Here is a 22,617-nt window from a genome sequence, read left to right on the forward strand (position 1 = left end):
CCCCCAGGAGAGGGAGCTGACCGAGGTGTCTGGCGTCATACATCGACCTGAAAGATCGCGTCGATTATGGATAGCGGACTACATGCTTTTTACAGCCTGAGTTCGACTCGGTAATTCAGGTCGGCGTAACTCCCGAGTACAACCCGGTCAGTCCCCTCTCCCTCCGGGCGGTCCGACGTTTCGGGAGGGTTAGGGTGAGGGGGCTCTTGAGGGCGCCGCGTTATTTGCCCTGGAACTCGGCAGGCCGCTTGGCCACAAACGCAGCCATCCCTTCCTTCTGATCCTGCGTCGCAAACGCCGCATGGAACACCCGGCGCTCGAAACGCACGCCTTCGGTCAGGTTCACTTCGAACGCGCGGTTGACGCTTTCCTTGACCATCATCGCAATCGGCAGCGATTTGCTGGCGATCACCGCCGCGACTTTTAGCGCTTCGTCCAGCAGTTCATCACTCGGCACGATCCGAGCGACGATGCCGCAGCGCTCGGCTTCCACCGCGTCGATCAAACGCCCGCTCAGGCACATTTCCATGGCCTTGGCCTTGCCCACGGCGCGGGTCAGGCGCTGGGTGCCGCCCATGCCCGGCAGCACGCCGAGGTTGATTTCCGGCTGGCCGAATTTGGCGTTGTCGCCGGCCAGGATGAAGTCGCACATCAGCGCCAGTTCGCAGCCACCGCCGAGGGCAAAACCGTTGACCGCCGCGATGATCGGCTTGCGGCGGTTGGCCACGCGGTCGCTGTCACTGAACAGATCGTCCATGTAGATCTGCGGATAGGTCAGCTCGGCCATCTCCTTGATGTCGGCGCCGGCAGCGAAGGCTTTTTTCGAGCCGGTGATGACGATGCAGCCAATGTTCGCATCGGCTTCCAGGCCATCGAGGGCGCGGTTCACTTCGCTGACCAGTTGCGCGTTGAGGGCATTGAGCGCCTGCGGGCGATTGAGGGTGATCAGGCCGACGCGGCCGTGGGTTTCCAGCAAAATCGTTTCGTAACTCATGTGCAGATTCCTTCTCAAAGATTGCGCGAAATGACCATGCGCTGAATGTCGCTGGTGCCTTCGTAGATCTGGCAGACCCGCACGTCGCGGTAGATGCGCTCCAGCGGGAAGTCGTTGAGGTAACCGTAACCGCCCAGAGTTTGCAAGGCCATGGAGCAGACCTTCTCGGCCATTTCCGAGGCGAACAACTTGGCCATCGACGCCTCGACCAGCGCCGGCTGACCGCTGTCACGCAGGGCGGCGGCGTAATGCACCATCTGCCGCGCCACGGCGATCTGGGTGGCCATGTCCGCCAGGCGGAACGCCACGGCCTGATGCTCGATGATCGGCTTGCCGAAGGTGTCACGCTCGCGGGCGTAATCACGGGCGGCTTCGAACGCGGCACGGGCCATGCCCACCGATTGCGAAGCGATGCCGACACGGCCGCCTTCGAGGTTGGCCAGGGCGATCCTGTAGCCCTCGCCCTCCTCGCCCAACCGGTTGGCCACCGGCACTTTCACGTCTTCAAACAGAATCTGGCAGGTGTCCGACGCGTGCTGGCCGAGCTTATCTTCGACTCGGGCGACTTTGTAGCCCGGCGAATCGGTCGGCACGATGAAGGCGCTGATCCCGCGCTTGCCGGCACTCGGATCGGTGACCGCAAACACGATCACAACCCCGGCATTCTGCCCGGAGGTGATGAACTGTTTGCAGCCGTTGAGCACGTAGTGATCGCCTTCCAGCCGCGCACGGGTTTTCAGGCTGCTGGCGTCGGAGCCGGCCTGGGGTTCGGTCAGCGCGAAGGCACCGAGCATCTCGCCGCTGGCCAGCGGTTTGAGGAAACGTTCACGCTGGTCGTCGTTGCCGAACTTGAGGATCGGCACACAACCCACCGAGTTGTGCACGCTCATGATCGTCGAGCAGGCGCCGTCGCCGGCGGCGATTTCTTCCAGCGCCATGGCGTAGGCCAGATAACCGGTGTCGCAACCGCCCCACTGCTCCGGCACCAGCATGCCGAAGAAGCCCAGCCCGGCCATTTCGCCAATGGCCTCTTTCGGGAAGCGGTGTTCGCGATCCCACTCGGCGGCAAACGGTTTGAGCCGTTCCTCGGCAAACTGCCGGGCCATGTCGCGGATTTGTTGTTGGTCGTCATTGGGAATCATGGCAAATCCTTATTCATTGGCACCGTCTATCCCCTGTGTGAGCGGGCTTGCTCGCGAAAGCGGTGGATCAGCACAGTGAGTGTTGGCTGACAGGACGCTTTCGCGAGCAAGCCCGCTCCCACAATTCGAGATGCGCGAGCTTTAGTAGAGGCACTCGACAGCCATCGCCGTGGCTTCGCCGCCGCCGATGCAGATCGCCGCAACACCGCGTTTCAAGCCTTTCTGGCGCAGAGCCGAGAGCAAGGTCACCAGAATCCGCGCACCGGAGGCACCGATCGGATGGCCCAGGGCGCAGGCGCCACCGTGGATGTTGAGCTTGTCGTGAGGAATTTCCAGGTGGGTCATCGCCGCCATGCCGACCACGGCGAAAGCTTCGTTGACTTCAAACAGGTCGACCTGATCCAGCGACCAGCCGGTCTTCTTCATCAGTTTCTTGATCGCGCCAATCGGTGCCACCGGGAACAGGCCCGGAGTGTCGGCAAACGCGGCGTGGCCGTGAATCACCGCCAATGGTTTCAGACCTTGCTTCTGCGCTTGCGACTGGCGCATCAGCACCAGTGCGGCGGCGCCGTCGGAGATCGAGCTGGAATTGGCGGCGGTCACAGTGCCGCCCTCGCGGAACGCCGGTTTCAGTGACGCGATCTTGTCCAGCTTGGCTTTTGGCGGCTGCTCGTCGTTGCTGATCACAACCTGTTCTTTGCCAACGGTGACGGTCAGCGGAACGATCTCGGCTTTGAAACTGCCGTCCTTGATTGCCTGCTGGGCACGGGTGGTCGAGGCGATGGCGAAAGCGTCCTGAGCCTCGCGGCTGAAGTCGTTGGTTTCGGCGCAATCCTCGGCGAAGGTGCCCATCAGGCGGCCCTTGTCGTAAGCGTCTTCGAGGCCGTCGAGGAACATCGAGTCCAGCACCCGGCCGTGGCCCATGCGATAACCGGCACGGGCGCGGTCCAGCAGGTACGGCGCGTTGGACATGCTTTCCATACCGCCGGCGATCACCACATCGGCGCTGCCGGCCAGCAACATGTCGTGAGCCAGAATGGTGGTTTCCATGCCCGAGCCGCACATCTTGTTGACGGTGGTGCAGCGGGTGGATTTATCCAGCCCGGCGCCCAGCGCAGCCTGACGCGCAGGCGCCTGGCCGAGCCCGGCCGGCAGTACGCAGCCGAACAACACTTCATCGACCGCATCGGCGGCCACACCGGCACGCTCAACCGCCGCCTTGATTGCAGCGGCGCCCAGTTGCGGCGCGGTCAGGCTTTTCAGTTCGCCCTGAAAACCGCCCATCGGGGTGCGGACGGCGCTGACGATGACAATCGGATCGTTGGAGATGGTCATGAAAAAATCCTCCTTACTTGGCGGCCATGCGCAAGGCACCGTCGAGACGGATCACCTCGCCGTTGAGCATGCTGTTTTCAATGATATGCCGCACCAGCGCGGCGTACTCGGCAGGTTTGCCCAGGCGTGGCGGGAACGGTACGCCGGCGGCCAGCGAGTCGCGCACTTCCGGGGTCATGCCGGCCATCATCGGGGTTTCGAAAATGCCCGGGGCGATGGTCATCACGCGGATGCCGAAGCGCGCCAGTTCACGCGCGGCAGGCAGAGTCAGGCTGGCGATGGCGCCTTTGGACGCGGAATACGCCGCCTGGCCGATCTGGCCGTCGAACGCCGCGACGGATGCGGTGTTGATGATCACGCCGCGCTCACCGTCGGCGTTGGCTTCGCTTTCGGCAATCGCGGCTGCCGCCAGACGCAGCATGTTGAAACTGCCGATCAGGTTGACGTTGATCACCTGGGCGAAGCTCGCCAACGCATGCGGACCGTTCTTGCCGAGGATTTTTTCGCCACGAACAATGCCGGCGCAGTTCACCAGGCCATTGAGGCTGCCGAAGGCTTTTACCGTGGCCTGCACGGCGGCTTCGGCGGCAGCTTCGTTGCTGATGTCGGCCACCACACTTTGCGCGCCGAGGCGCTGTGCCTGGGCGGCGACGGCTTCGGCGTTCATGTCCACCAGCATCACTTTGGCACCGGCGCTCACCAGCAACTCAGCGGTGGCGGCACCCAGGCCGGATGCGCCGCCGGTGACGATAAAAACCTTGTTCTCGATCTGCATGACTGACTTCCTGATTCAAGCTGAAACTTTGTGCGCCGCGGCCTCTTGAGCCTTGGCGATTTCCTGGTTGCGCAAGATAAAGCGCTGCAATTTGCCGCTCGGGGTTTTCGGCAACTCGCTGACAAATTCGATTTCACGGGGGTACGAGTGCGCGGCCAGGCGCTTGCGCACGTGCTGCCGCAGTTCTTCGGCCAGCGCCGGTTCGGCGCGGTATTGCGGGTTGAGCACGACGAAGGCTTTGACCAGTTCGGTGCGCTCGGGATCGGGCTTGCCGACCACCGCCGCTTCGACCACCGCCGGGTGCTCGATCAGAGCGCTTTCCACGTCGAACGGGCCAACCCGGTAGCCGGACGTGGTGATCACGTCATCGCTGCGGCCAACGAAGCTGATACTGCCGTCCGGGTTCCACTCCACGGTGTCGCCGCTCAGGTAGTAATTGCCGACGAAGGCCTTGGTCGGTGCACCTTCGTAACCGGCGAACCAGCACATGGGCGACTGTGTGCGGTCGATGGCGAGAATGCCGGGCTGACCGACGCCGAGTTCGTTGTACTGATCGTCGAGCACCACGATGCGATGGCCCGGCGAGGCGAAACCGGCAGCGCCGAGGTGGATCGGGTGTTCGAGGCCGTGGTGGTTGCACAGCACCATGCCCAGTTCGGTCTGGCCGTAGTGGTCGTGAATGACCACGCCGAGGTTGTCGGCGAACCAGCGGATCACTTCCGGGTTCAACGGCTCGCCGGCACTGCTGACGATGCGCAACTTGCCCTTGATCGATTTGGCAAACTCATCGCCGCCGGCAATCAGCAAACGATACGCCGTGGGCGAACCGGTGAGGTTGGTGATCCCGTACTTGTTGATCACCCGGCAAGTGCTTTCGAGGGTGAACGGGCCATCGTAGAAGGTGATCGGATGGCCCATCGACAACGGGCCGGTCACGCCAAAATAAATGCCGTAGGCCCAGCCCGGATCGGCGACGTTCCAGAACGCATCTTCCGGGCGCAGATCCACGGCATCGCGGGTGTAACTCTGGAACGCCACGATGGCTTTGAGCGGCACCGAAAGCGCTTTCGACGGACCGGTGGTGCCCGAAGTGAACATCAGCAGGAACGGGTCTTCGCCGGTCAGCATCACCGGTTCGCAGACACTGGAATGGTTGGGCAACTCGGCCCAGAAACTGAAATCGCCTCGGACGATGCCCTGGCCTTTCGGGCCGCCGACGGTAACCAGCGTCGGGCAATCGGCGACTTCACTGAGCTTGGGCCGGTTGACGGCATCGGTGACCACGACTTTGGCGCCGGAACTGTTCAGGCGATGTTCGAGGGCTTTGGGGCCGAACGCGGTGAACAGCGGTTGATACACCGCGCCGATGCGCCAGGTGGCGAACACGGTGATCAGCAATTCGATATTGCGCGGCAGCAGGCCAGCGACCTTGTCGCCCTTCTGCACGCCTTGGGCGAGAAGGAAATTGGCGAAGCGCGCGGCTTTGTCCTGCAGGTCGCTGAAGGTGTACGTCGCACTGGCGCCGTCGCGACCTTCCCAGAACAGCGCGATGCGCCCCGGCAAGGCGTGACGGTCACAACATTCGACGCAGGCGTTGAGCGCCTCGAGCGAGCCGCTGAGTGCGGCGTCCACGGTGTGCTGATAATCAAACTGTGCGGTGGCAGACAAGTAATCGCGCATTGCCAGAATCCCTCTGTTCTTATTAGGTTGGGGAACCGTAAACAACAGAGGAATACTCGCGCCGCACGCCGATTGCGGCAATGGTCAAAGCCCTCAAAGTGGATGACTGGTTTGGCCAAGGTTCGCGTCGATGATCGTTCCCACGCGGAGTGTGGGAACGAGAACCAGCGGCGGGTAGTGTGGGTCAGGACGCTTCGTTGAGGATCAAGCTGCGATAGTGCCCAGGATTAGTTCCCGACCACTTGCGAAACGCCTTGTAGAACGAGCTCGCATCGGCAAACCCCAGCCGCGTGGCGATCTCGGCAAAACTGATCGCAGGCTCTGCCAGCCAGGTAATCGCCAATTCCTTGCGCACGCTGTCCTTGAGGCCTTGATACGTCTGCCCCTCTTCCGCCAGACGCCGACGCAGGGTCGAGGCCGACATGCACAGTTGCTGGGCCAGGGCTTCGGTTTCCGGCCACTGTTCGGCGGGCAACTGCCGCAGATCCTGCTTGATCCGGCTGGCAAGGCTTTCCGGGTCGCGGTACTTCACCAGAATGTTCGCCGGGGCATGGGCCAGAAAACGCTTTAACTCCTCGGCGCTGCGCTTGATCGGCAGATCCAGCACGTCGGCGGCGAAAATCATCCGCGTGCGCGGCCGGTCGAAACGCAGGTTCTCGGAGAACATCACCCGATAGTCATCACAGAAATCCGGCGCCGGGCAGCGCAACTCGATGGCCAGGATCGGAATCCGCCGCCCCGCCAGCCAGCACGCCACGCCGTGGACGATCATCCAGTAAGTGAAATAGGTGAAGGCGCGGCGCGGCTCGGGGTCGTCCTCCAGCAGGACGATTTCCGCCAGGCTTTGCTGGTGCACGAGTTGTGCCGGCAGGCGTTCAAGCATCAGCGACAGGAAACTCAAACCGCTGCTCAGCCCGGCCGCCAGATTCGGTTGGGCCATCGCGCTGCGGCAGAGGAACTCCAGGCTGCCGGACTTCAGCTTGCGCGGGTCCATGCCAAAGAACTCGTCGTCTCCCCGCCGCGCCAGCAGCCGCCACAACCGCGCGTATTGACCGGCGGGCACGCGGGCGTCATCGGTGCCCAGCAGCGCCGGATCGATGCCGACCTTGTTCAAGACTTCCTCCGTGGCCACGCCCGGCGCACAACTTTGCTGCAGTGCTTCACGCACCAGTTGAATGGCGATGGTGTCTTTTTCCGACATGGATCGAGGCAAATCCTGTTGTTGTTCGAGTGGCTGGCATCTTAACGCAGCCATCGAGACACAGCTCGCTCACGCTCTGAAATGCTTTTGGCTGACATGAGAATGATTGTTCTTCAGGCCTGTTCAGCTATCGTTCAGGTAAATGTCAATGAGTGGCATGTGAGAATGACTTTCATTATGTTACAACTTGTAACCTCATTTCGTTACACAGTGGATGCCGAATGCTCGTTCCCTTTCTGATCATGCTGCGTGAAGGCATTGAAGCCGCGCTGATCGTTGGCATTATCGCCAGCTACCTGCAACAGACCGGTCGTGGCCAGTGGATGCCGGCGGTATGGATCGGCGTGTTTCTCGCCGCTGCGCTGGCGTTGCTGGTCGGCGGTGGCCTGGAACTGGTCAGCGCCGAATTCCCGCAAAAACAGCAGGAACTCTTTGAAGGCGTGGTCGGCCTTGTCGCCGTGGGGATTCTCAGCTCCATGGTGTTCTGGATGCGCAAGGTGGCGCGTTCGATCAAACATTCGCTGCAAGCCTCTCTCGATCACGCACTGACTTCGTCGAAGCATCAGGTCATCGCCCTGATCGCCATGGTGTTTTTCGCCGTCGCCCGGGAAGGACTGGAAACGGTGTTCTTCCTGCTCGCCGTGTTCCAGCAGAGCGAAGGCCCGGGCGCGCCGATTGGCGCCCTGCTCGGCCTGATCCTGGCCATCGTCGTCGGCTTCCTGATCTACAGTGGCAGCATGCGCCTGAACCTGTCGGCGTTCTTCCGCTGGACCGGACTGTTCATCCTGGTGGTCGCTGCCGGGATTCTCTCCAACTCGGTGCAGGCGCTGCACGAAGCCGGGGTCTGGAATCACCTGCAAACCGTGCTCTTCGACTTCAGCGCGACGTTGCCGATGGACGGCCCGCTGGGCTCGGTGCTGGCCGGCATGTTCGGTTATCAGGATGCCCCGACCGTCAGCACCCTCGGTGCGTATCTGATCTATCTGGTGGTGGCGCTGGTGATGTTCTTCTATCCGTCTCCCGCCCCTGCACCCAAAGCCGCCGCCTCGAATTCCGTTTCCAGCCAATAAGGGCCTCCATGTCAAAGCCTAATATCCCTCAGGCCTCGCCTCCCCGCGCCTTGCGCTGGGCGGTGGCCGGTTCGGTGGTCGTGATGATCGCCGCCGGCGGCCTGTTCTACTACGCCTCGAAAATGGCCGCGGCCAAACGTCAGCACAATCATGACGAAGTGGTGGTCAACATCCACCCCGGCAGTTGCGAGCCGAACGAGCTGAGCGTACCCGCCGGGCGCGCCAGTTTCCGCATCGTCAACCGCTCCGACCGGGCGGTGGAATGGGAAATCCTCGACGGCGTGCTGGTGATCGAGGAACGCGAGAACATCGCGCCGGGCCTGAGCCAGGTGATCAACGCCAACCTGCAACCCGGCGACTACGCCATCACCTGCGGGTTGCTGAGCAATCCGCGCGGCGTGCTGCATGTCACGCCGACCGCCGCTTCCGACGCCGCCGCCAAGGCCAAGCCGTCGATGGTCGCTTTCGTCGGGCCGCTGTCGGAGTTCCGGGTTTATCTGGCCACTCAGGGCAGCGCGCTGATCAGAGCTGTCACGGCGCTCAACCAGGCAATCACCCGCGGTGATCTGGCCCAGGCCCAAGCGGCGTATTTGCCGGCCCGTGCCGCGTATCAGCGTCTGGCCCCGGCCGCACAACGCCTGGCGGAACTGGACAACAGCATCAACGCCCGCGCCGATTACTTCGAAAAACGCGAGCAGGATCCGGCCTTTGTCGGTTTCCATCGCATCGAGTACGCGCTGTTCCAGCAACGCAGTCTCGACGGCCTGTCGCCGGTTGCCGAACGCCTGTTGGGCGACGTCAACACGCTGAAACAACAGTTGCTGGCCCAATCGCTGCCGCCGGAGCAACTGGTGGAAATCCTCGTGCGCAACCTCAACACCCTGGCCGACGTGCGCGCCGCCAGCGGCGAAGAGGAACGCTACAGCCACAGCGATCTCAACGGTTTCGCAGCCAATCTGGAGACCGCGCACAAAGTCGTCGAACTGCTGCGGCCGCTGCTGAGCAAATCCGCCGCCGAACTGCTGCCGAAAATCGACAGCGCGCTGACTGATTTCGACAACACCCTGAACGGCTTCAAGGTCAAGGATGGCTACGCCAGTTACGACACCGTCAGCGGTGAACAACGCAAACAGATCGCCGACAAGGCCAAGACCCTGGCCGACGCCCTCGACGGCATCGATCCCGCCCTCGGCCTCTCCGGCCTGTAAATAGAAGACGAATACCGATGAACGATTCCGAACACTTCAACCTGCAACGCCGTCGCGTACTGATGGGGATGGGCGCCGCCGGCGTCGCACTGGCCGGCACCGCCCTGAGCTGCCCGGCCATGGCCGCCGTACCCGCGCAAGTCACCGAAGCACCGAGCAGCGACAAGACCCAGGATCATCACGACTTCCATGGCGTACACCAGACCGGCATTGTCACCCCGCGTCCGGCGTCCGGCATGCTGGTGTCATTCGATGTGCTGGCCAGCGACCGTGAAGACCTCGAACGCCTGTTCCGCACCCTCAACGAGCGCATCGCGTTCCTGATGAAGGGCGGGCCGGTGGCGCAGATCGATCCGAAGCTGCCGCCGCCGGATTCCGGCATCCTCGGCCCGGTGGTCACCCCGGACAACCTGACCATTACGGTGTCGGTGGGCGAATCGCTGTTCGACGAGCGTTTCGGCCTCGCCGCTGCCAAGCCCAAGCGCCTGATCCGCATGGTCGGCTTCCCCAACGATGCGCTGGAAGCCGATTGCTGCCACGGCGACTTGAGCCTGCAGTTCTGCTCCAACACCGCCGACACCAACATCCACGCCCTGCGCGACATCGTGAAAAACCTGCCGGACCTGCTGCTGGTGCGCTGGAAACAGGAAGGCAGCGTGCCGCCGCAAGCCCCGGCCAAACCCGGTGTGCCGGCGCAATCGGCGCGTAACTTCCTGGGTTTTCGCGACGGCTCGGCCAACCCGGATTCCAACGACGACAAAGCCATGGACCGTATCGTCTGGGTGCAACCGGGCAGCGACGAACCGGCCTGGGCCGTCCACGGCAGTTATCAAGCGGTGCGGATCATCCGCAACTTCGTCGAACGCTGGGACCGCACGCCGTTACAGGAGCAGGAAAGCATCATCGGCCGGGTGAAAACCACCGGCGCGCCAATGGGCGCCAGCCATGAAACCGAAGTCCCGGACTACAGCAAGGACCCGGAAGGCAAGCTGACCAAGCTCGACGCGCACATCCGTCTGGCCAACCCGCGCACCGCCGCGACCCAGGCCAATCTGATCCTACGCCGGCCGTTCAACTATTCCAACGGCGTGAACAAGAACGGCCAGCTCGACATGGGCCTGTTGTTCATCTGCTACCAGGCCGATCTGGAAAAAGGCTTCATCACCGTTCAGACCCGCCTCAACGGCGAGCCGCTGGAGGAATACCTCAAGCCGGTCGGCGGCGGTTACTTCTTCACCCTGCCGGGTGTTACGGGCGACAAGGATTTCATCGGTCGCTCGCTGCTCAACGCTACCCAACCAAAAACAACTGCATAGCATTCAACAGGAGCCGCCCCCATGAAAAAGACGCCCATCGCGTTATTGCTGACCCTTGGTCTACTCAACACCCCGCTGTCGGCGTTCGCGGCGACCGCGCCGCTGGATCTGGTCGGGCCGGTTTCGGACTACAAGATCTACGTCACCGAGCAACTGGACCAACTGGGCACCCACACCAGGCAATTCACCGATGCCGTGAAAAAGGGCGACCTGGCCACCGCGCAAAAACTCTACGCGCCAACCCGCGTTTATTACGAGTCGATCGAGCCAATCGCCGAGCTGTTCAGTGACCTCGATGCATCCATCGACTCCCGCGTCGACGACCACGAAAAAGGCGTGAAGGCTGAAGACTTCACCGGTTTTCACCGCCTCGAGTACTCGTTGTTCTCGGAAAAAAGCACCCAGGGCCTGAACGATCTGGCCGACAAGCTGGATAAAGACGTCCAGGACCTGCAGACCCGCGTCGCCGGCCTGACCTTCCCGCCCGAGAAAGTCGTCGGCGGTGCTGCCGCACTGCTGGAAGAAGTCGCCGCCACCAAGATCTCCGGTGAGGAAGACCGTTACAGCCACACCGATCTCTATGACTTCCAGGGCAACATCGACGGCGCGAAGAAAATCGTCGACCTGTTCCGTCCGCAGATCGAGAAGCAGGACAAGGCGTTTGTGGCCAAAGTCGACAAGAACTTCGCCACCGTGGACAAGATCCTGGCCAAGTACAAGACCAGGGACGGTGGTTTCGAGACTTACGACAAGGTGAAGGACAACGACCGCAAGGCGCTGGTGGGCCCGGTCAATACCCTGGCAGAAGACCTGTCGACGCTGCGTGGCAAGCTCGGTCTGAACTGAGACGTGTAGCGCCTGTTCTGCCGCCTTCGCGGGCTTGCTCGCGAAGACATTTTTAGCGACGCTGAAAACTCTGTGCATTAGAGGATGCGATAGAGCAACCGTTCGACCCGCACCCGGCTCACGCGCTTGAGGAACTTGGCCACCCCGGCCGGATAGTCCGCCAAGGCTTCCAGGTCCTGGAATCGCTCGATCCGCGTGGTGTGTTCGAAGATGTTTTCCAGCTCAAGGCGGCGCGGTTCCAGCCACTCGCCTTTCGGGTCATCGATCAACAACGCGTTTTCCAGGTCGAGACGGAACGCCCGCGGGTTGAGGTTGTTGCCGGTCAGCAGCGTGTAGCGCTGGTCGATCCACATGCCCTTGAGGTGATAGCTGTTGTCGCCCTCACGCCACAGATGCAGGTTCAACTGGCCGCTGTCGATGTTGCGCTGATGGCGCTTGGCGAAACGGCGCAGGCTGATCTCGTAGAGATACGGCAGCGCGGCGATCACCTTGAACGGCTCGGTCGGCGGAATGTAGAAGTCGTTGGCGGTCTTGTCGCCGACCACGATATCGATCTTCACACCACGGGCCAGCGCCCGGTTGATCTCGCGGATCACCCCCAGCGGCAGGTTGAAGTACGGCGTGCAGATGGTCAGTTGCTTCTGGGCGCTGGCAATCAGTTCCAGAATCACCCGGTTCAGCGGATTGTTCTTGCCCACACCGAGCAACGGGCTGACCGACAGGCCGGTATGCGCCGTGCTGCCGGCACTGGTGTCATACGCGGCGTATTTGAGACGGCTGCGCAGGTCGCCGATGTCGTTGCGCAGGCTGCGGGTGGTCGGCAGGTTCGGCAGGTCGAGGCGATGCACCGCTTTGGATTCGATCAGACCGTGCTTGACCAGGTGGTGCATGGAGTCCGCCAATTCACGGTTCTGCAACACGTGATAACGGTCAAAGCGATACTTGTCGAACTTGTGCAGGTAGACGTTGTTCAGGCTGGCGCCGCTGTAGACCACGCAATCGTCGATCACGAAGCCCTTCAGGTGCAGCACGCCGAACAGCTCGCGGGTCTGCACCGGCACGCCATAAACCGGCACCACGCTCTGGTGGGTGCGGGTCATCTCCTGATACCAGGCGGCGTTGCCCGGTTGCTTGCCGGCACCGATCAAGCCGCGCTGGGCCCGCAGCCAGTCGACGACCACCGCGATTTCAAGCTCGGGACGCTTGAGTTTGGCGGCGTGCAAGGCCTCGAGAATTTCCTGGCCGGCCTCATCGTTTTGCAGATAGAGCGCGACGAGGTAGATGCGCTGGGTCGCCTGGGCGATTTTCTCCAGCAGGCAACGGCGGAACTCGGCGGCACCGGACAGAATGGTCACGGCCTCGGCGGTCAGCGGAAAGCTGCGCAACTTGGGCAGCAGAGAGCGTTTGAAAAGCAACGGCATAGGGCTCGCAATGGGTCGAATCCGAAGAACCCGAGAGCTTACACCATCAACTCCTTCGGGTCTTCACGCCTGATTGATCGTTTCCACGTTCTGCGTGGGAATGCAGCGCGCGGGAACGATCGTAAAATAATTTCTTGACCAAGGAGAACGATCGTTCTACTGTTCATCACATGAACGAAATCACACGCAACGACACGACCCGAGACATCATTCTGGATGTCACCGAAAAGTTGATCTACAAAAGTGGCATCGCGGCCACCGGCATGGATCTTCTGGTGAAAACCGCCGGTGTTTCCAGAAAGAGTATCTACCGCTACTTCGCCAACAAGGAGGAGTTGACCGTCGCCGCCCTGCAACGCCGCGACGTGCGCTGGATGCACTGGTACAGAAGCGCCGTCGATCAGGCCGAAACCCCGGCCGACCGCCTGCTCAACCTGTTTACCGTACTCAAGGGCTGGTTCGCCTCGGAAGGTTTCCGGGGCTGTGCCTTCATCAACACCAGTGGCGAAACCGGCGATCCCGAGGATCCGGTGCGCCTGGTCGCCAAAGACCACAAACAAAAGCTGCTCGACTACCTGTGCGAGCTGTGTACCGAACATGGTGCCGAGGACCCGCAGCTGTTGGCCAAGCAGCTGCTGATCCTGATTGACGGCGCCATTACCGTAGCGCTTGTGATGGGTGATCACAGTGCCGCCGATAATGCGCAATGCATGGCGCGAAAGTTATTGGACCTGTAACGCCTTAATAAGCCTGACAAGTTGTTTAACTGTTAATAGATCGGGAGACAAACATGTCTACTGCAGCCGAAGTTCGTCCGCCATTGCCACCGTTCAACCGTGAATCGGCCATTGAAAAAGTTCGTCTGGCCGAAGATGGCTGGAACTCCCGCGACCCGGAGCGCGTGTCGCTGGCCTACACCCTGGACACCAAATGGCGCAACCGCGCCGAATTCGCCAACAACCGCGAAGAAGCCAAAGGGTTCCTGACCCGCAAATGGGCCAAGGAACTGGATTACCGCCTGATCAAGGAACTCTGGGCTTATTCCGACACCCGCATCGCCGTGCGTTACGCCTACGAATGGCACGACGACTCGGGCAACTGGTTCCGCTCCTACGGCAACGAGAACTGGGAATTCGACGAGCACGGCCTGATGTTCCAGCGTTACGCCTGCATCAACGACATGCCGATCAAGGAAAGCGAACGCAAGTTCCACTGGCCTCTGGGCCGACGCCCGGATGATCATCCGGGGTTGTCCGAGCTGGGTCTGTAATCACGGAGCCCGCCACTCACGATGGAAGCAGGGATGCTTCCATTTCGTGCTTTTCCCAAAACAACAATAGCCCATTGTTTTTATCGCAAAAGGTACTTATGGACTGTCAGTAATGACAGTAGCGACAACAGCAAATTCATCAAATCATTGTCATGCAGCCATATTTGGCCGAATTAACGGCCTCTCTATCGACCATGACAGTGAGCGACTGATATGACCCAGAAAAACATGGTTCCAAATGGTGATTTCAGCACCGGTGATTTCAGCGAATGGATTCCACAAGGTTACGACACACCGATGTCCGTCGAACGCCACAACGGTAGCTATGCCGCACGCTTGGTCGGTGGTAGAAACCAGGGGCAGAGTCTTGCAACAAAGACCTTTCACATTCAACCGGGAGTGTTCGCTTTCAGTTCCCGGATCCAGGCTCCCAATGCCGCCCCGTTGCAAGACACCAAGGATCGACGAATTCACATCCCGGTCCTCAGCAAAACCCCCAATCCAATGTTTCACGCGCACATCTACTGCACGCTCTGGACGACCAATCGCAACACTGGTGAGCATGAAGTATGGCCCGAAGTACGCTATGTCGATCCGCAAACAAGAACGCTGACGCTCAAAGGCACTATCCGGCCCGGTTACGAGTGGTTAAGTGTTCACTTCGCCATTCCCAACGATCCCTTTGGAAACAAAGGGCATTACCTCATCAGCAAAGTCTGGTTCTCGGTCGTGTAGCGACTTCCGTCCGAGCTCCACTTGATCGACGAGGATCCAAGTCGCGATGACCGGGTGTTACGGCTATGATGACCGCCCGCTCCTGCCCTGCCGAAATAAGCCGATTCCATGCCTTTCGAACTCAGCGTTGACCTCACTACCCTGGCCGTTCTGGCCCTTGTCGCTTTCATTGCCGGATTCATCGACGCCATCGCCGGCGGTGGCGGTCTGTTGACCACGCCTGCGCTGCTCACCGCCGGCCTGCCGCCGCACCTGGTGCTGGGCACCAACAAGTTGAGTTCGACCTTCGGTTCGGCCACCGCCAGTTTTACTTTCTACCGGCGCAAGCTGTTCCACCCAAGGCAATGGATGCACGCGATCATTGGCACGCTGGTCGGCGCCCTGACCGGCGCCATCGTCGCCCACTATCTGCCGGCGGAATGGCTGAACAAGATGCTGCCGGTAATCGTCTTCGCCTGCGGCCTGTACCTGTTGTTTGGCGGCACGCCGAAAGCGCCCCTGGACAGCGACGCACCGATCAAGAAAAAGTGGCAATCGACCCAGGGCTTCAGCCTCGGCTTCTACGACGGCGTGGCGGGTCCTGGCACCGGCGCGTTCTGGACGGTCAGCAGCCTGCTGCTGTACCCGATCGATCTGGTCAAGGCCAGCGGCGTGGCGCGCAGCATGAACTTCGTCAGCAACATTGCAGCGCTGTCGGTGTTCGTGTTTTCCGGGCAAGTGGACTGGATCATCGGCCTGAGCATGGGCCTGTCGGTGATGGTCGGCGCATTCTTCGGGGCGCGCACCGCGATCAGCGGCGGCGCCAAGTTCATTCGTCCGGTGTTCATCACCGTGGTGCTGGGGTTGACCGTGCGCCTAGCCTGGCAGCACTGGTTCAGCATGGCCTAAACGCCGCGCTACATAGACGTCGATCAGGTAACGGGCAATCGATTTTGACGCCGGCAACGGCGGCAGATCGTGTACGTTGAACCACTGGGCGTCTTCGATCTCGTCTTCCTGACAGACAATCTCGCCACCGGCATATTCGGCGTGGAAGCCCAGCATCATCGAGTGCGGGAACGGCCAGCACTGGCTGCCCATGTACTGGATGTTCTTCACTTCGATGCTGACCTCTTCGCGCACTTCGCGGATCAGGCAATCCTCGGCGGATTCCCCAGGCTCCGCGAACCCGGCCAGCGTGCTGTAGACCCCGGTGACGAAACGCGGTGAGCGCGCCAGCAGGACTTCATCGCCACGGGTCACCAGCACGATCATGCTCGGCGAAATGCGCGGATAACTGCGCAGCTCGCACGGCTGACAATACATCGCCCGCTCCCGTGGCACCTGAGTCATGGCCTGACCGCAGTTGCCGCAGAACCGGTGTTCACGGGCCCAGGTGCCGATCTGTGCGGCATAGCCCAGCACTTTGTAGATAGTGTGATCGCCATCGAGCATGAACGCCCGCAGCCCCTTCCAGTTACAACCCGACACCTCGCTGGTGTTGCGCAATTCCAGCAGGTAGACCGGCTCGCCATCGAGGTGACCGATGCCGTGCTCGGCAAGGATCGACAAGTCCTGGCGCTTGAGCCATTCCCGGGGGAACAGCGCGCCGTTGTCATCGAACAGAAAACCCTCGGGGCTGCGCGCGACGGCCCAGCCGCCGGGTTGATCGGTGTCCAGTACTGCGGTGGTCCAGCGAGATGTCATGGTTTCTCAATCCAGAAATTCGGGTTTCTGTTTGCTCATATGGGCGGCCATGGCCACGCGCAAGTCGGTGGATTGCAACATGGCGGCGTTCCAGGTGGCAACGTACTCCAGACCATCGTCGATACGATGGTCGCGCATGTAGCTGATCATTTCCTTGGTGCCGGTGACCGCGATCGGCGACTTGCCGGCGATGTCCCGGGCAATGTCCATCACGCCTTCGATCAGGCTGTCCTTGTCGCTGTAGACGCGGTTGACCAGGCCGATGCTGCGCGCTTCTTCGGCGCCAAAGGTGCGACCGGTGTAAGCCAGTTCCCGCAGCATGCCGTCACCGATGATCCGTGGCAACCGTTGCAAAGTGCCTACATCGGCCGCCATGCCGATATCGATTTCTTTAATGGAGAATTGTGCATCTTCGGCGGCGTAGCGCATGTCGCAGGCCGCGATCAGATCGATGGCGCCGCCCAGGCAATAACCCTGAATCGCCGCCAGCACCGGTTTGCGGCAATTGTCGACGGCGTTGAACGAGGCTTGCAGGGTCAGAATCTTTTTGCGCAGCAGGCGTGCGTTGCGGCCGACGTCCTTGCCCAGCTCGTTGGCGACGCCGGCCAGCATCATCAGGTCGATACCCGAGGAAAAGTGTTTGCCGGCACCACTGAGCACCACCACCCGCACTTCGTCGGTGTCGTCGATCCACTGGAACACCTCGACGATTTCGCTCCAGAACGCAGCGTTCATCGAGTTGATTTTTTCCGGACGGTTGATCTGCACATGGGCGATGTTGTCGGCCAGTTCGACGCTGAAGGCGGTGTATTGAGTCATGGCAGAAATCCTTTACCGGGCTGAAAATGAGGCCCGAACTATAACAAGGCATCAGCACGGCGGTTCGGCCAAATGCGGGACTTTAGCCGTTCTTCACCGCGACGAAAGCGGCGGTCTCGTAAGGCACCGTCACCACCTCTCTGCCCCGCAGCTGCGGCTCGCCGGCAATCAGTTGAGCAATCTGCTCGTCGATCTTCGCGCGCTGTTGATCGTTCAACGCGGCAATGAAACTGGTGGATCGCACCCGGTTGAAAATCACATCTTCCGGCGAGCCGGTATGACCATGCTGAAAGTGCTGAGCCTGCAACGGCCCGAACGCCGGGTGTGGAAAGGCCTTGCGCCATTCGCCGGTGTAGAAGCGCGGCGTGTCGCCTTCCAACGCATTGACGATGGCGTCCAGCTTGGGCACCCAGTCGATCCGGGTGTCGCGCAGGTTCCAGATCAGGCCCAGTTTGCCGCCCGGCTTGAGCACCCGGGCGATTTCATCCAGCGCCTCGGTGCTGGCGAACCAGTGAAAGGCCTGCGCGCAGACGACGGCATCCACCGAGGCATCGGGCAGCGGCAAATCCCTTGCCGTACCGCTGACGGCCAACACCTGCGGCCAGGCCAGCGACAGCTTCTCCAGCATCTGCGCCACCGGCTCAACGGCAATCATCTGAGCACCGGTCGCCACCAATCGTCCGGTGAACTTGCCGGTGCCGGCGCCGAGGTCGATAACGGTCTTGTGGCCATCGAGGCCCAGTGTGCCCGTCAGCCATTCGGTAACGGCAGGCGGATAGTCGGGCCGGCCTTTGACGTAGGTGTCGGCGGCGGTTTTGTAGCCGCTGGCGGCCGAATGGTGAACCTGATCTTTCATGGCCAAACTCCCATGGTAGAACTGCAGATCGAAGACGAACGCTGACGAGCATAGCGCCGGAGAAAGGGCTTTCCTTTAACAAAGCCTGACAAAGCAATGAATAAATGTTCACCCTGCGGTGTTCAAAGTGAAACATGACCCCCTGTGGAGCCTTGCCCATGACTATCCGTTCCGTTATGTTCGCCGCCCCGTTGCTGGTGGCCGCCGTTTTCGTGAGCCCCCTCGCCTTCGCCAATGGCGATGAAGAGGCGCCCGTTCAGAAACCCAACTGCCCCAAAGGCCAGGTGTTCGACACCAAAACGCAGAAGTGCGTGATGCAGACCAGCCATCTGGTGCCCGACGCCGACCGGACCGATTACGCCTACCGTCTGGCCAAGGCCGGCCGTTATGAAGAAGCCCTGGCCCTGCTCGATACGCTGGAACAACCGAACACCGCCAAGGCCCTCAACTATCGCGGTTATGCCACGCGCAAACTGGGGCGCACCGACGAAGGCATCGGCTATTACCTGCAATCGGTGAGGCTTGATCCGCAGTACGCGCAAGTCCGCGAGTACCTGGGCGAGGCTTATGTCATCAAGGGTCGCGTCGATCTGGCGCAGGAACAGTTGCAGCACATCCAGAAGATTTGCGGCACAACCTGCGAGGAATACCGAGACTTGGCGGAAGCCATCAACGATTCATCGAAAACCTGACACGACACGCGGAGGCGAACATTTTCAGCGATCAGGCCTTCAGAGCCGAACTCGGGCAACACCTGGCGCGCCTGTGGCGTTACGGCTTGCTGCTGTCGCGCAATCGGCACGTGGCCGAGGATCTGGTGCAAGCCACCTGCGTACGGGCGCTCGAGCGTTCGAGCCAGTACGTGGCTGGCACGCGCATGGATCGCTGGCTGCTGAGCATCCTGCATTCGATCTGGCTCAACGAAGTGCGCGCCCGTCGGGTGCGCCAGGGCCAGGGTGTGGCGGACGCCGAAAGTCAGTTGACCTTCGATGGTGAATACGCCGCGCAGACCCACGTGATGGCGGCGCAGGTGATCCGCCGTGTCGATGCGCTGCCGGAAACTCAGCGCGAAACGGTGTATCTCGCCTACGTTGAAGGCCTGTCCTACCGCGAAGTCGCCGAGATCCTGCAAGTGCCGATCGGCACGGTCATGAGCCGGCTGGCCACCGCGCGCCTGAAACTGGCCGAATACCCGCCGCTGCAAGCGGTACCGAACAGCCCCGCAGGAGACCGGCAATGAATACGCCTTCCGACGAGCAACTGGTGGCGTATCTGGACGATGAACTGGACCGCGAACAGCGCAGCCACCTCGACAGTCTCATCGCCGACGATCCGCTCCTGAGCCTACGGGTGCAATGGCTGAGCCGCAGCAACCTGCCGTTCAAGACCGCCTATGACGAACTGGCGCAACAGGCGCCGCTCGATCGCTTGCAGGCCCGGCTCGATGCCGCGCCGTCACCGCAGAAGCCGGGTTTCAGCCGACGCTGGTTCATCGGCGCAGCGGCAGCGGGCGTGGCGCTCGCAGGTGTCGCGGCGGACCGCTTGTTCCTGGCCTGGCAAGCGCAGCAATCGCACAACTGGCGCGAGCGGGTGGGCGATTACATGGCGTTGTACGTGCCGCAGACTCTCGAACACTTGCCCACCGATGAAGCCTCGCAACTGGCGCAGTTGCGAACCGTCGATGCGCGCCTGGGTCTGAGCCTTTCGCCCGCTAAGCTGAAGCTGCCCGGTGCCGTGTTCAAGCGTGCACAAATACTCGAATACGACGGCGTACCCATTGCGCAAATCGTTTATCAGGACGCCAGATACGGCCCGCTTGCGCTATGCGTGACGCGCTCGAACAGTGGCAGTCTTCCCGTGGAGCAGGAGCGTCGACACAAAATGAATGTGGTGTACTGGACCGTTCACGAACATGCATGGATGTTGATCGGATACAACCCGACATCCGAGCTTCATGGTTTCGCCCGAACCCTGATCAATATTCAACTTTGATCGTGTCGAGGGAGAACCAGTCTGCCTTCGGACAGACAATCCGGATGAACTTTATCCCCGATGCCTCATGCAAGACGCTTTGTGGCGTGCTGTAGGACGTGCCGAGAGACTTGCTTGCAAGCAGGGTTCCGTGCGCAGACAGATACTCCACGAAACTGTCTTCATAGTTACTGCTTAAATGCCAGAAACTGGCGCAGGAACAGGCATCTTTCAACTCCAGCTCGACGATCACCGGCTCCGGAGGATTACTGTCGCGACCGATACTCAACACCTGTCCTTCAACCCGCCCGGCGAACGATTGGCCGATATCGGCACGTGGCATGATCGCGCACTCGCCACTACCCGACACAAAATTGATAAGCAGGTTGGCGGTTTCCATGATGCCCCCCTTCGTCACCACTTGCGCGGGTGCCTGCGTGAAGTCCTCCAATACCATGGCCGGCAGGTTCAGAACCTTATACTCGCGGGTTTTGAAAACCACGGCGGAGCGCTCGTCGTGATGACCGTCAAATGCCACCTTCAGCTCCAGGACCACCTTGGTTTCCGGCTTGAATTTCAGCAATAGATCCCGCATCAGCGCATTGTCCAGACCGGCCTTTGTTTCTGGCTCCGTGACCGGAGCGCCGTTGGCAATCGTGATCTCATGGTCCTTGTCATCGTGTCCGACACCGCATAGACGAAACCAGCGTAACTGCCCCACAGCCATCCCTGGCCACGGTTTGCAGGTTGCCTGAGCGTGCCCTTTGAATGCGCCCAGTTCGAGCACTTCATCCAGAGCCTGTGGCAACCCCGGGGTTGGCAAGCGCCGATCGGCGTCTTCGATCCTGTGGACGGTGACCTCCCGCTCGCCCGATGGCTGCGAGCCTCCTGCCTGCAGCAACTCCCAACCCAGTGTCATCGTTCGGCCGTGATTGGCCGCAAGCACTTCAGGCCTGAGTACAAAATTGGCACGGTGATTCTTGTTGAAGTTGACCGCCTTGAACACCGGTGAGCCAAGCCCTGGAGCCCCTTTGACCAGCAGACGAGCCTGATCGCCGTCCTGGGCCTCAAGGTGCTCGACACGAACGGTCAGACCCTCGGGAAAGTCCAATGGATCAAACTGATCGCCAGTCCCGACGAGGGTTGGAGGCAACAGATCACTGGTGGCGCCGCCAATGATGCGGACGGTCAACGTCTCGGAACGATCCAGCGGTACACCACCACTTACCCGGGTATACCGGAATTTAGCCGTGCCGTCCGCGGCGGCAGTGAGATAATTGTTCGGTACCGAGAACGTGTACATGAACGGAATGTTCTTGACCGTCTCGACCAACGTCAATGACTGCACGTCACCGATCGCATCCTGAAAGCGGCAGTACAGGTGAATGTCGTCACCTTTCATCCAGTCGCGTGACACGTACACCTGCGCAGTCGCGGGCCCGCCGGCAAGCTTGTCGAGGTCGATCGTATCGGGGTCATCTTCGGCGTCGGCAGGGTCTTCACTGACAATCGGCGGGTCGTACCATTGCCCCAAAAGATTGACGTACAAAGGCAATGCGACCGAGTACGGATTGTCGGTGTCCGGACCGTTGCCAACACAATCGGTCACCGTGAACTTCAACGAAAAATCCGCCGCGTCGCCCGCTTCGATGAACGTCGCTTCCTCGATCCTGATCACCAAAGGCTCTCCGCTATCGACGTCGGCCTGGGTCACAAGCCGCGTCAGGATCACGCCGTTGCAATCAAGTTGCACGTTGTCGAAAGCTCTCATCAGCGGATAGGAAAGCGTGACAGCAACGCCTTCCCGTGCCCGTTCGGGATTGACGCCTTCATCGAGGACCACTTGCTCGACTTTCAGCTTCAGCTCCGAATGCCCCTCCTCCTCGGGAAAACGATCCACCAGCCCCGGACGCTTGCTGTGGAACCAGACCCGCAACGGGTGTGAAGTTTCAATCTCGACGCCGGCTTGTTCCAGGCCGTAGTCCAGCGTGTTAAGCCCGTCCTTCAAATATTTCACCGGAACATACAGGTCCGCTCGTTGGTTTTCCTCTCCGGCGGAAATCGGTTTAGTTGCCACTACAACACCGTCAAGTCGCAAGACAAGCCTGTCATCCGCAACCATACCCGCCGAAGGCTCGATGAAAACCTTGACCCCCTCGGGATAGAGATAAGTCAGCGCCAATGGCAGTCCGGCATCGACCGGTTGCGGCGCGGACACCGGTTGTTTCATACCGGGAATACGAGGTTGAACGAGTGTAGGGACGGCCATCGTCTTCAGTCCTTTGCCAGCGG

General features: G+C 60.9%; 22 protein-coding genes. 11 read left to right on the top strand and 11 right to left on the bottom strand.

Annotation, left to right across the window (positions count from 1 at the left end; genetic code table 11):
* Nucleotides 1-220: 220 nt before the first annotated feature.
* The 6 genes from J5M72_RS13225 to J5M72_RS13250 all read right to left on the bottom strand — a co-directional run bounded on the left by J5M72_RS13225 (nucleotide 221) and on the right by J5M72_RS13250 (nucleotide 7,127).
* Entirely contained in the window at nucleotides 221-994 is a 774-nt protein-coding gene (locus J5M72_RS13225) for an enoyl-CoA hydratase (RefSeq protein ID WP_169430498.1), read from the bottom strand.
* Nucleotides 995-1,008: 14 nt separating this feature from the next.
* Nucleotides 1,009-2,136, bottom strand: a complete 1,128-nt coding sequence (locus J5M72_RS13230) for an acyl-CoA dehydrogenase (RefSeq protein WP_207865703.1) — start codon at nucleotides 2,134-2,136, stop codon at nucleotides 1,009-1,011.
* Nucleotides 2,137-2,277: 141 nt separating this feature from the next.
* Nucleotides 2,278-3,471, bottom strand: coding sequence for an acetyl-CoA C-acyltransferase (locus J5M72_RS13235; RefSeq protein WP_207865705.1), 1,194 nt, complete (start codon nucleotides 3,469-3,471; stop codon nucleotides 2,278-2,280).
* A gap of 13 nt (nucleotides 3,472-3,484) precedes the next feature.
* Entirely contained in the window at nucleotides 3,485-4,246 is a 762-nt protein-coding gene (locus tag J5M72_RS13240; RefSeq protein ID WP_169430501.1) for an SDR family NAD(P)-dependent oxidoreductase, read from the bottom strand.
* Between the two features lie 15 nt (nucleotides 4,247-4,261).
* Nucleotides 4,262-5,926, bottom strand: a complete 1,665-nt coding sequence (locus J5M72_RS13245) for an AMP-binding protein (protein WP_207865707.1) — start codon at nucleotides 5,924-5,926, stop codon at nucleotides 4,262-4,264.
* A gap of 184 nt (nucleotides 5,927-6,110) precedes the next feature.
* Nucleotides 6,111-7,127, bottom strand: coding sequence for an AraC family transcriptional regulator (locus J5M72_RS13250; protein WP_207865709.1), 1,017 nt, complete (start codon nucleotides 7,125-7,127; stop codon nucleotides 6,111-6,113).
* A 221-nt stretch (nucleotides 7,128-7,348) separates the two neighbouring features.
* Between J5M72_RS13250 and efeU the strand changes: the two genes are divergently transcribed.
* From efeU to efeO (J5M72_RS13270), 4 genes are read left to right on the top strand one after another with little or no spacing between them, the layout of a single operon-like run.
* Nucleotides 7,349-8,197: an iron uptake transporter permease EfeU gene (efeU, locus tag J5M72_RS13255; RefSeq protein ID WP_207865711.1), complete on the top strand. Its 849-nt coding sequence runs from the start codon at nucleotides 7,349-7,351 to the stop codon at nucleotides 8,195-8,197.
* A gap of 8 nt (nucleotides 8,198-8,205) precedes the next feature.
* The gene (efeO, locus tag J5M72_RS13260; protein ID WP_207865713.1) at nucleotides 8,206-9,405 is read left to right on the top strand and encodes an iron uptake system protein EfeO; all 1,200 of its coding nucleotides are present in this window, start codon (nucleotides 8,206-8,208) and stop codon (nucleotides 9,403-9,405) included.
* A 17-nt stretch (nucleotides 9,406-9,422) separates the two neighbouring features.
* Nucleotides 9,423-10,721, top strand: a complete 1,299-nt coding sequence (gene efeB / locus J5M72_RS13265; protein ID WP_169430506.1) for an iron uptake transporter deferrochelatase/peroxidase subunit — start codon at nucleotides 9,423-9,425, stop codon at nucleotides 10,719-10,721.
* A gap of 21 nt (nucleotides 10,722-10,742) precedes the next feature.
* Nucleotides 10,743-11,567: an iron uptake system protein EfeO gene (efeO, locus tag J5M72_RS13270; protein WP_207865715.1), complete on the top strand. Its 825-nt coding sequence runs from the start codon at nucleotides 10,743-10,745 to the stop codon at nucleotides 11,565-11,567.
* Nucleotides 11,568-11,644: 77 nt separating this feature from the next.
* Here the strand turns inward: efeO (J5M72_RS13270) and pssA are convergent, their stop codons facing one another.
* On the bottom strand, nucleotides 11,645-12,988 hold the full coding sequence (gene pssA, locus J5M72_RS13275; protein ID WP_207865717.1) for a CDP-diacylglycerol--serine O-phosphatidyltransferase: 1,344 nt from the start codon (nucleotides 12,986-12,988) through the stop codon (nucleotides 11,645-11,647).
* Between the two features lie 170 nt (nucleotides 12,989-13,158).
* Between pssA and J5M72_RS13280 the strand changes: the two genes are divergently transcribed.
* The 4 genes from J5M72_RS13280 (at nucleotide 13,159) to J5M72_RS13295 (ending at nucleotide 15,881) form a co-directional block, all read left to right on the top strand.
* The gene (locus J5M72_RS13280) at nucleotides 13,159-13,725 is read left to right on the top strand and encodes a TetR/AcrR family transcriptional regulator (RefSeq protein ID WP_207865719.1); all 567 of its coding nucleotides are present in this window, start codon (nucleotides 13,159-13,161) and stop codon (nucleotides 13,723-13,725) included.
* A 53-nt stretch (nucleotides 13,726-13,778) separates the two neighbouring features.
* Nucleotides 13,779-14,258 carry a nuclear transport factor 2 family protein gene (locus J5M72_RS13285; protein ID WP_007951263.1) on the top strand — a complete coding sequence of 160 codons (480 nt, stop codon included), beginning with the start codon at nucleotides 13,779-13,781 and terminating at the stop codon, nucleotides 14,256-14,258.
* 213 nt (nucleotides 14,259-14,471) lie between these two features.
* Nucleotides 14,472-14,993: a hypothetical protein gene (locus J5M72_RS13290; RefSeq protein WP_207865720.1), complete on the top strand. Its 522-nt coding sequence runs from the start codon at nucleotides 14,472-14,474 to the stop codon at nucleotides 14,991-14,993.
* Between the two features lie 108 nt (nucleotides 14,994-15,101).
* Nucleotides 15,102-15,881: a TSUP family transporter gene (locus J5M72_RS13295; RefSeq protein WP_207865724.1), complete on the top strand. Its 780-nt coding sequence runs from the start codon at nucleotides 15,102-15,104 to the stop codon at nucleotides 15,879-15,881.
* On the opposite strand, the gene nudC is transcribed toward J5M72_RS13295, so the two are convergent.
* From nudC to J5M72_RS13310, 3 genes are all read right to left on the bottom strand, one after another.
* Nucleotides 15,849-16,679, bottom strand: coding sequence for an NAD(+) diphosphatase (nudC, locus tag J5M72_RS13300; RefSeq protein WP_169430511.1), 831 nt, complete (start codon nucleotides 16,677-16,679; stop codon nucleotides 15,849-15,851). The genes J5M72_RS13295 and nudC overlap by 33 nt on opposite strands.
* Before the next feature lie 6 nt (nucleotides 16,680-16,685).
* A complete protein-coding gene (locus tag J5M72_RS13305) occupies nucleotides 16,686-17,498 on the bottom strand; it encodes a crotonase/enoyl-CoA hydratase family protein (protein ID WP_085709995.1) in 813 nt (270 codons plus the stop codon).
* 82 nt (nucleotides 17,499-17,580) lie between these two features.
* Nucleotides 17,581-18,354, bottom strand: a complete 774-nt coding sequence (locus J5M72_RS13310) for a class I SAM-dependent methyltransferase (protein WP_207865726.1) — start codon at nucleotides 18,352-18,354, stop codon at nucleotides 17,581-17,583.
* A gap of 158 nt (nucleotides 18,355-18,512) precedes the next feature.
* On the opposite strand from J5M72_RS13310, the gene J5M72_RS13315 reads away from it, so the two are divergent.
* The 3 genes from J5M72_RS13315 to J5M72_RS13325 all read left to right on the top strand — a co-directional run bounded on the left by J5M72_RS13315 (nucleotide 18,513) and on the right by J5M72_RS13325 (nucleotide 20,346).
* A complete protein-coding gene (locus J5M72_RS13315) occupies nucleotides 18,513-19,046 on the top strand; it encodes a tetratricopeptide repeat protein (protein WP_169430513.1) in 534 nt (177 codons plus the stop codon).
* An 89-nt stretch (nucleotides 19,047-19,135) separates the two neighbouring features.
* On the top strand, nucleotides 19,136-19,594 hold the full coding sequence (locus tag J5M72_RS13320; RefSeq protein WP_243433322.1) for a sigma-70 family RNA polymerase sigma factor: 459 nt from the start codon (nucleotides 19,136-19,138) through the stop codon (nucleotides 19,592-19,594).
* On the top strand, nucleotides 19,591-20,346 hold the full coding sequence (locus tag J5M72_RS13325; RefSeq protein ID WP_207865728.1) for a transcriptional regulator: 756 nt from the start codon (nucleotides 19,591-19,593) through the stop codon (nucleotides 20,344-20,346). The genes J5M72_RS13320 and J5M72_RS13325 overlap by 4 nt, the downstream gene beginning before the upstream one ends.
* Here the strand turns inward: J5M72_RS13325 and J5M72_RS13330 are convergent.
* Entirely contained in the window at nucleotides 20,330-22,594 is a 2,265-nt protein-coding gene (locus J5M72_RS13330; protein WP_207865730.1) for a hypothetical protein, read from the bottom strand. The genes J5M72_RS13325 and J5M72_RS13330 overlap by 17 nt on opposite strands.
* Nucleotides 22,595-22,617: the final 23 nt, after the last annotated feature.

The sequence above is a fragment of the Pseudomonas sp. 58(2021) genome (assembly GCF_017491585.1).
Lineage (GTDB): Bacteria > Pseudomonadota > Gammaproteobacteria > Pseudomonadales > Pseudomonadaceae > Aquipseudomonas > Aquipseudomonas fluorescens_BT.

Excerpts from the sequence above, each read along its gene's own strand:
- J5M72_RS13225 (WP_169430498.1), bottom strand. The coding sequence starts at position 994 with ATGAGTTACGAAACGATTTTGCTGGAAACCCACGGCCGCGTCGGCCTG.
- J5M72_RS13230 (WP_207865703.1), bottom strand. The coding sequence starts at position 2,136 with ATGATTCCCAATGACGACCAACAACAAATCCGCGACATGGCCCGGCAG.
- J5M72_RS13235 (WP_207865705.1), bottom strand. The coding sequence starts at position 3,471 with ATGACCATCTCCAACGATCCGATTGTCATCGTCAGCGCCGTCCGCACC.
- J5M72_RS13240 (WP_169430501.1), bottom strand. The coding sequence starts at position 4,246 with ATGCAGATCGAGAACAAGGTTTTTATCGTCACCGGCGGCGCATCCGGC.
- J5M72_RS13245 (WP_207865707.1), bottom strand. The coding sequence starts at position 5,926 with ATGCGCGATTACTTGTCTGCCACCGCACAGTTTGATTATCAGCACACC.
- J5M72_RS13250 (WP_207865709.1), bottom strand. The coding sequence starts at position 7,127 with ATGTCGGAAAAAGACACCATCGCCATTCAACTGGTGCGTGAAGCACTG.
- efeU (WP_207865711.1), top strand. The coding sequence starts at position 7,349 with ATGCTCGTTCCCTTTCTGATCATGCTGCGTGAAGGCATTGAAGCCGCG.
- efeO (WP_207865713.1), top strand. The coding sequence starts at position 8,206 with ATGTCAAAGCCTAATATCCCTCAGGCCTCGCCTCCCCGCGCCTTGCGC.
- efeB (WP_169430506.1), top strand. The coding sequence starts at position 9,423 with ATGAACGATTCCGAACACTTCAACCTGCAACGCCGTCGCGTACTGATG.
- efeO (WP_207865715.1), top strand. The coding sequence starts at position 10,743 with ATGAAAAAGACGCCCATCGCGTTATTGCTGACCCTTGGTCTACTCAAC.
- pssA (WP_207865717.1), bottom strand. The coding sequence starts at position 12,988 with ATGCCGTTGCTTTTCAAACGCTCTCTGCTGCCCAAGTTGCGCAGCTTT.
- J5M72_RS13280 (WP_207865719.1), top strand. The coding sequence starts at position 13,159 with ATGAACGAAATCACACGCAACGACACGACCCGAGACATCATTCTGGAT.
- J5M72_RS13285 (WP_007951263.1), top strand. The coding sequence starts at position 13,779 with ATGTCTACTGCAGCCGAAGTTCGTCCGCCATTGCCACCGTTCAACCGT.
- J5M72_RS13290 (WP_207865720.1), top strand. The coding sequence starts at position 14,472 with ATGACCCAGAAAAACATGGTTCCAAATGGTGATTTCAGCACCGGTGAT.
- J5M72_RS13295 (WP_207865724.1), top strand. The coding sequence starts at position 15,102 with ATGCCTTTCGAACTCAGCGTTGACCTCACTACCCTGGCCGTTCTGGCC.
- nudC (WP_169430511.1), bottom strand. The coding sequence starts at position 16,679 with ATGACATCTCGCTGGACCACCGCAGTACTGGACACCGATCAACCCGGC.
- J5M72_RS13305 (WP_085709995.1), bottom strand. The coding sequence starts at position 17,498 with ATGACTCAATACACCGCCTTCAGCGTCGAACTGGCCGACAACATCGCC.
- J5M72_RS13310 (WP_207865726.1), bottom strand. The coding sequence starts at position 18,354 with ATGAAAGATCAGGTTCACCATTCGGCCGCCAGCGGCTACAAAACCGCC.
- J5M72_RS13315 (WP_169430513.1), top strand. The coding sequence starts at position 18,513 with ATGACTATCCGTTCCGTTATGTTCGCCGCCCCGTTGCTGGTGGCCGCC.
- J5M72_RS13325 (WP_207865728.1), top strand. The coding sequence starts at position 19,591 with ATGAATACGCCTTCCGACGAGCAACTGGTGGCGTATCTGGACGATGAA.
- J5M72_RS13330 (WP_207865730.1), bottom strand. The coding sequence starts at position 22,594 with ATGGCCGTCCCTACACTCGTTCAACCTCGTATTCCCGGTATGAAACAA.